This window comes from Anaerovorax odorimutans, from assembly GCF_024459955.1.
GTDB classification, from domain to species: domain Bacteria; phylum Bacillota; class Clostridia; order Peptostreptococcales; family Anaerovoracaceae; genus Hominibacterium; species Hominibacterium odorimutans_A.
Map to the genome: position 1 here is coordinate 1 of NZ_JANFXK010000255.1, position 218 is coordinate 218.

At 49.5% G+C, this 218-nt stretch carries 1 protein-coding gene; it reads left to right on the forward strand.

All coding sequences use genetic code 11. The features are described from left to right. The coding region (locus NE619_RS18685) for a hypothetical protein (RefSeq protein ID WP_330640889.1) at positions 1 to 218 on the forward strand (218 nt) is incomplete at both ends.

Consider the following 218-nt stretch of genomic DNA (forward strand, 5'->3'; position numbering starts at 1 on the left):
CGGAAAAAGACGGAAGCATCCGCCAAACTCTCAACGGGACCGTAAAAAACGGCGAATACAAATGGGAAACGATCACGCTGGAAAACAAATATAATCCATCCATTGTCTATGATGAACACTACCGGCCAGGGTCCTGCCTGTTTGTCTACATCTACAACGGCGGCAGTTCTCAGCTGTCCTGCCGAATCACCGGGGTAAAACGTGACCACTATGCGGTA